The organism is Brachybacterium alimentarium, assembly GCF_002332425.1.
GTDB classification, from domain to species: domain Bacteria; phylum Actinomycetota; class Actinomycetes; order Actinomycetales; family Dermabacteraceae; genus Brachybacterium; species Brachybacterium alimentarium.
The window spans coordinates 74228-80975 of record NZ_NRGS01000031.1; the positions used below are offsets into that span (position 1 = coordinate 74228).

4 protein-coding genes are annotated in these 6748 nt (G+C 71.6%); 2 read left to right on the forward strand and 2 right to left on the reverse strand.

The features are described from left to right. Both CIK71_RS15930 and CIK71_RS15935 read right to left on the reverse strand, forming a co-directional pair. On the reverse strand, window positions 1–723 hold the full coding sequence (locus tag CIK71_RS15930) for an FhaA domain-containing protein (RefSeq protein ID WP_096166663.1): 723 nt from the start codon (window positions 721–723) through the stop codon (window positions 1–3). Between the two features lie 324 nt (window positions 724–1047). After that, window positions 1048–1800 carry a L,D-transpeptidase family protein gene (locus CIK71_RS15935; protein ID WP_096166664.1) on the reverse strand — a complete coding sequence of 251 codons (753 nt, stop codon included), beginning with the start codon at window positions 1798–1800 and terminating at the stop codon, window positions 1048–1050. A gap of 333 nt (window positions 1801–2133) precedes the next feature. Here CIK71_RS15935 and CIK71_RS15940 point away from each other — a divergent pair, with 333 nt between their 5' ends. Together CIK71_RS15940 and CIK71_RS18090 are read left to right on the forward strand one after the other, a co-directional pair. Beyond that, a complete protein-coding gene (locus CIK71_RS15940) occupies window positions 2134–3012 on the forward strand; it encodes a serine hydrolase domain-containing protein (protein WP_245857676.1) in 879 nt (292 codons plus the stop codon). A gap of 225 nt (window positions 3013–3237) precedes the next feature. Continuing rightward, window positions 3238–6522 carry an alpha-mannosidase gene (locus CIK71_RS18090; RefSeq protein WP_245857678.1) on the forward strand — a complete coding sequence of 1095 codons (3285 nt, stop codon included), beginning with the start codon at window positions 3238–3240 and terminating at the stop codon, window positions 6520–6522. Window positions 6523–6748 lie beyond the last annotated feature (226 nt).

The following is a 6748-nucleotide window of genomic DNA, read 5'->3' on the forward strand; positions in this document are numbered from 1 at the left end:
TCACCAGGTCGCCGGCCCGGCCGCGGGCAGGATGACGGTCAGACGGGTGCGGCCGATCTTGAGCAACGAGCGGTCTCGGAGCGTGACAGGGGTGCGGATGCGCTCGCCGTCGACGAAGGTGCCGTTGGTCGAGCCGAGGTCGGTGGCCACCAGGGTGCTGCCGTCGGGCCCCGGCTCGGCGCGCAGCTCGAGGTGGTGCCGGGAGACGCCCGTGTCCTCGAGGATGATGTCGGAGTCGCCGCCGCGCCCGATCACCGTCACGGGGCCGGTGAGCAGGTACTGCTGGCCGTCGATCTCGACGATGGGGCTGCTGCCGGACTCGGCGCGCGAGGCGGTGGTGGCCGGGGCCACGCTGCCGCGCTCGGTGCGGGACTCGGTCTCGAAGCGCCCGGCGCGCACGTCGTCGTCGGCCTCCAGATCCACGGTGACGCCGCCGACGAACATGTAGCGCTGCTTCTCGGCGTGCTCCATGAGCACGCGCTGCAGCTCGTCGATCAGGGTGTCCTGCCAGGAGCTGAAGCGCTCGAAGTCCTGGGGGTGCAGGTAGATCGTGTACACGTTCGGGGCGAGGGTCCGGGTGCGGTCGAGCACCTGGATCTGGTCGTCGCACTCGCGCTTGAGCCCCTGCGCGAGGTCGAGAGGTTTCAGCTGCCCGCGGCCGGGCGAGAACATGCTCGTCACGCCGCGGTCGAGTCCGCGCTCGATCCGATCCAAGATCCCCACGGTGATCCTTCGCTGTTGCTGTCCCAGTGCCCCGACGGCAGACGGGGCTGTACGCCTACTCGATCGTAGCGCGTGGCCAGGTCATCAGTGGTCCGGCAGGGCGGTGGTGCGGCAAGGGATTCGTGCAGGGTTCGTAAAGGCCGAGGGGGCGGGGGCGGGCGCGGAGGCCCGCCGCCGCCCCTGGATCGCGAGGTGGGGCTCGTCCTGCGTGGGCCTTGGAGGGTCGACGTCGGCCGTGGACCCTCCGGGACGCGGCGCCTGAGGATGCTGGTCACCCCAGGGGCGCACGACTCGGCAGCGGCTCAGGAACGGCTCATGAACGGCTCAGTGGATGAGCACGCGCCGGCCCTTGACGAACCACTTCCGTGACCACAGCATGTCGCTCGCGGCGACGGAGATGCGGCAGCAGCCGTGGGAGGCGGGAGAGGACGGGATCGAGTTCGACCCGTGGATCGCCCAGCCCCGGTCGTAGTAGCCGGGCCGGTACAGACTGCCCAGGGGACCGCTCTGCCAGCCCTTGCTGTACAGGCTGTACATCGTGAAGTCGCCCGTCGGCGTGGCCGCGGTCTTCCAGCGGCCGCCCGAGTAGTAGCGCTTCCCGCTGCCGGTCGAGGTGTTCAGGATGTAGGAGAGCTTCCCTCCCGTGGTGGCGACGATGATCTGCCTCGCGAGATCCACCTCGAAGCCGACGCCCGAGGTGATCTTGCGCGAGGGGCGGGCGCCGCTCGCGATCGCGTCGTACGTCTTCGGGCCGACGACGCCGTCGGCGGAGAGGCCCGCGACCTTCTGCAGGGCGTAGACCGCCTGCTGGGTGAGGTGGCCGAAGCTGCCGTCGGCCGCACCGAGCCAGTACTTCAGGCCCGCCAGGTCCTTCTGCAGCGTCGTGACCGCAGCTCCCTTGGAGCCCTTGCGCAAGGTCGGCGCCGCGCTGGCCGGGCCCATGCCGAGGGTCATGCCCGCGCCGATCGTGCCCACGCCGAGCAGGACGGCGCGGCGCGAGGGCGCAGCGATCGCCAGCAGGGGCCGGTCGGTGACCTCGAGATGTCGCAGGGCTCGTGTCGTGGTTCTCATCCTCATGTCTTCCCCCTTGCTATGGATCCGGAGCGTGGCCCGGATCCGTCCCCGTGCACAGCGTCGTCACTGCGCACACCATGATCACGTAACGGTCATGCGGAGGTAAACGACAGCAAAAGTGTGCAGGTCGTGAGGTTTCTTGTGGGTAGAGTGTGACGGTGCAGGCAGCGGCGTCGAGCAGGTGGGAGATGACCGTTCGGTACTGCGCGGGCACTGTTCGGGCACGTCGAGCCGGACGCCGCGACGGGCGGGGGTGCCTACGACCGCGAGGCGTGCGGAGGGGCGTGCGAAGGGATGCGGAGGGGGTGCGCGAAGGGGTGTGCCATATTGGATCGGGTGGAGCCCGAGACCGATCCCCAGACCGCCCCTGACCCCCAGGCCGACCCCCAGGCCGGCCCCCAGACCAGCCCCGGGATGATCCCGGTGGAGGCCGACTTCGAGCACGCGCTCGGGGTCTCCGACGCCCGACGCACCCTGCACACGCAGGGGGACGAGGACCGCGTGTGGGAGCTCGCGAGCGTGTCCAAGCCGATCACCGCGCTGGGCACCCTGGTCGCGGTGGACCGCGGGCTCGTCGACCTCGACGAACCCGCCGGGCCCGAGGGCGCCACCGTGCGCCACCTCCTCGCCCACACCGCCGGCTACGCCTTCGACGGCGACGAGGTGGTCGGTGCGGTCGGGGGCCGACGGATCTACTCCAACACCGGTTTCGAGATGCTCGCCGCCCATGTCGAGCAGGCCACGGGCTATGACCTGGATGAATGGCTCGAGCAGACCGTCGTCCAGGGGCTCGGTCTGAGCGACCTCGAGCTGACGGGCTCCCCGGCGGCCGGCTTCCGCGGCAGCATCCGCGACCTGCTGGCCCTGGGCCGTGAGCTGCTCGAGCCCACGCTGATCTCCCGCGAGCTGTGGCAGGAGTCGGTCACCGTGCAGTTCCCCGGGCTCGACGGCATCCTGCCCGGCTACGGCAGGCAACGGCCGAACGACTGGGGGCTGGGATACGAGATCCGGGACGGCAAGTCGCCGCACTGGACGGGCTCTGCCTCGAGCCCACGCACTCTCGGCCACTTCGGCCAGGCGGGCTCCTTCCTCTGGGTGGACCCCGACGCCGGACTCACAGCGGCGTTCCTGGGCGCCGAGCCCTTCGGGAAGACGCACATCCGGATCTGGCCCGGCCTCAGCGACGAGATCCTCGCGCGGTTCGGCGGGGCCTGAGTGCGACGCGGCTTGAGGGCGACGGGGCTGAGCGCAGGGGCCCGCTTCCCGCCGTCGCCGCTTCCGCATCGCCGCATCGCCGCTCCCGCTGTCACCGCATCCGGTGCGTCCGGAATGTGACGCGCGACTCTCCCGCTCGATACAGTCGGGAGCAGTCGACGGGTGATCCGCCGATCCCGACGATCCTGACCTACCGGGCGCTCGCGCGCCTCGAGGAGCAGCTGCATGTTCGATGACAGGGAGCTCACCGAGTCCCGTATCCGCCGCTTCACCAGGGACCACCTGACGCCCCAGGTCCACCAGGAGACCGCGCCGGTCACGATCGCCGCGTACCGGGTCGAGGGCGAGCCGATCCCTCCGCGCGAGGCGATCGTGGACCACGCGGGCGACTACGCCCCGCTCGAGGTCGGCGCACCGCTGGGCCGTGCCTGGTCGACCACCTGGCTCCACGTGACCGGGACCGTCCCCGCACAGTGGGCCGACGACGAACGCTCGGACCCTGAGCTGATCGTCGACCTCGCCTTCAGCGGCCAGCCCGGCTTCCAGGCCGAGGCGCTTGTGTTCACGCCCGACGCCGTGCCCGTCAAGGCGATCAACCCTTACAACCGGTACCTGCCGGTGCGCCCGGGCGAGCAGCTGGACTACTACCTCGAGTGCGCGGCGAACCCGAACGTGGCCGGGGAGTGGACCTTCGCGCCCACCCCGCTCGGCGACCTCGCCACCGTGCCCGAGGAGGACCTCTACTTGCTCCGCGAGCTGCACCTGGCGCGCCGTGACGTGCGGATCGGGGAGCTCGTCGAGGACGTCCGGGCGCTTGTCGGTCTGATGGCCGAGCTCGACGAGGCCTCGCAGCGCCGCCACGAGATCCTGCGCGCCCTGGAGGACGCCTGCGACACCGTTGATCCCGACGACGTGCCCGGCACCGTCGAGGCCGCCCGTGAGGTGCTGGCCCCGGCCCTCGCCCGGCCGGCGCACCGCTCGGCGCTGACCGTCCTGGCCACCGGGCACGCCCACATCGACTCCGCCTGGCTGTGGCCGGTGCGCGAGACCGTGCGCAAGGTGGCGCGCACCTTCGCCAACGTGTGCGCGCTCCTCGAGTCCGATCCTGATCTCACCTTCTCCGCGTCCTCCGCGCAGCAGTACCGCTGGCTGAAGGACCGCTATCCGGAGCTCTTCGCCCGGATACAGGAGCACGTCGCCGCGGGACGCTTCGTCCCGGTGGGCGGCATGTGGGTCGAGTCGGACACGAACATGCCCGGTTCCGAGGCGATGGCCCGGCAGTTCATCGCCGGCAAACGGTTCTTCCTGGAGAACTTCGGAGTCGAGACGAGGGAGACCTGGCTGCCGGACTCCTTCGGCTACTCCGCCGCGCTCCCACAGATCGCCGCGCTCGCCGGTCAGGACAACTTCCTCACCCAGAAGGTCTCCTGGAACCAGGTCAACACCTTCCCGCACCACACCTTCCGCTGGGAGGGCCTGGACGGCACCAGCGTGTTCACCCACTTCCCGCCCGCGGACACCTACAACGGGATGCTCACCGGCGAGGAGCTGGCCTACTTCGAGCGCAACTTCAAGGAGAAGGGACGCTCCTCGATCGGCATGGACCTGTTCGGCTGGGGCGACGGCGGCGGCGGACCCACCCGCGAGATGATGGCCGCCGGCCGTCGCGCCGCGGACCTCGAAGGGTCCCCGCGCGTCGAGTTCGGCACCCCGCAGGAGTTCTTCGACCGGGCCCGCGCCGAATACCCGGACGCCCCGGTGTGGAACGGCGAGCTGTATCTCGAGCTGCACCGGGGCACCTACTCCGCACAGCCGGGCACCAAGCAGGGCAACCGTCGCAGCGAGCATCTGCTGCACGAGGCCGAGTTCCTCTCCGCGCTCGCCGCGCTGCGCGCCGGCTTCGAGTATCCGCACGACGAGCTCGAGGCACTGTGGGAGAACGTGCTGCTGGGTCAGTTCCACGACATCCTGCCCGGCTCCTCGATCGCCTGGGTGCATCGCGAGGCCGAGCAGGATCACGCCGAGACCGCCGCGCGCGCCGAGGCGGTCATCGCCGGGGCGCTCGCCGCCCTCGGCGACGCCGGGGCCGACGCAGCGGCTGGGCACGGGGCCGACGGGACTGCCGGCGGGACCGGTGGGACTGCTGGCGGGACTGGCGGGGCTGGCGGGGCTGGCGGGACTGGCGGGGCTGGCGGGGCCGGCGGGATTGCTGGCGGGGCCGACGGCGCCGTCGGCGGGGACTGCGTCGGCGGGGCCGGCGGGGCCGCGGGGGCCCGCGTGCTGCTGAACACTGCACCGGTGCCGCGTCGCGGAGTGCCCGCCTACACCGCCGGGCCCGTGCGCCGCAGCGCCGAGGGTGTCGTGGTGATCCGTGCGGGAGACACCATCAGCGTGGAGAATGCCGCGCTGCGCGCCGAGATCGACGCCACCGGGGCGATCACCTCGCTCGTGGACCGCGTCAGCGGGCGCGAGTCCATCGCCCCCGGTGCCTGCGGCGCCCTGCTGCAGCTGCACCGCGACACGCCCAACGCCTGGGACGCCTGGGACATCGATGAGTTCTACCGCCACGTGGTGCGCGATCTCGACGAGCCGACGTCCGTCGAGGTCAGCGAGGAGGGGGCCGGGGTCCGGGTCCGCTTCACCTACTCCACCTCAGTGCCCGAGGGGGCGGAGAGCTCCGGCGTGACCGGAGCGGGCTCGACGATCGTGAAGACCTTCGTGCTGCTCCCGGGGGACGAGTCGCTCGAGATCGTCCTCGACATCGACTGGCACGAGCGCAAGAAGGTCCTGAAGCTCGGCTTCGGGCTCGACGTGCGCGCCGCCTCCCTGAGCAGCGAGATCCAGTTCGGCCACCTCGACCGGCCGATCCCCGTGAACACCAGCTGGGACGCCGCACGCTTCGAGACCTGCGCCCACCGCTGGGTGCATCTCGCCGAGGGCGACTATGGGGTGGCGATCGCCAACGACTCCACCTACGGCCACGACGTGCTGCGCACCCTGCGCGAGGACGACGGCGGCACCACCACGACGGCCCGCCTGACCCTGGTGCGCTCCCCGGAGTTCCCCGATCCCGCCGCCGACCACGGCCGGTACACGTTCCGTGTCGCCGTGCGCCCCGGGGCGGGCATCGCCGAGGCGATGGAGGAGGGATACCGCCTGAACCTGCCCGAGCGCGAGGTCAGCGCCGCGGTCGCCGCAACGGCCTCCGCGCCGCTGGTCACGGTCGACTCCCCGCGCGTGCTGGTGGAGACGGTGAAGCTCGCCGAGGATCGCTCCGGCGACCTCGTGGTGCGCCTGTACGAGGCCTCCGGTGCCCGGGTGCCGGCGCGCGTGCAGCTCGATGCGGCGCTCGCCGGGGGAGAGGTGACAGCGGTGGACCTGCTGGAGCGCTCCTTCGCCGAGGACGCCCCGGCGTTCCGCTCCGCGCTGGATCGCGACGAGGACGGCGCGGTCCGGCTCGTCTTCCACCCCTTCGAGATCAAGACCCTGCGGGTGAGCCGACAGAGCTGACCCCCGCGGCGCGGCCGGGCGTCCAGCGCGGCTAGTCGTCCAGCACGGCCGGCGTGGCCGCCACGACCGGCGTGACCGGCGCGGCCACTACGACCGGCGCGACCGGGCGCCCAGTGCGACCGGCGCAGCCGGCGCAACTACCACGACGCGCACGACCGGGCACGACCGGGCGTCCAGTTTTGTGCCGCCACGACCGATGTTCGACGCTGTTATGTCGCAGGACATC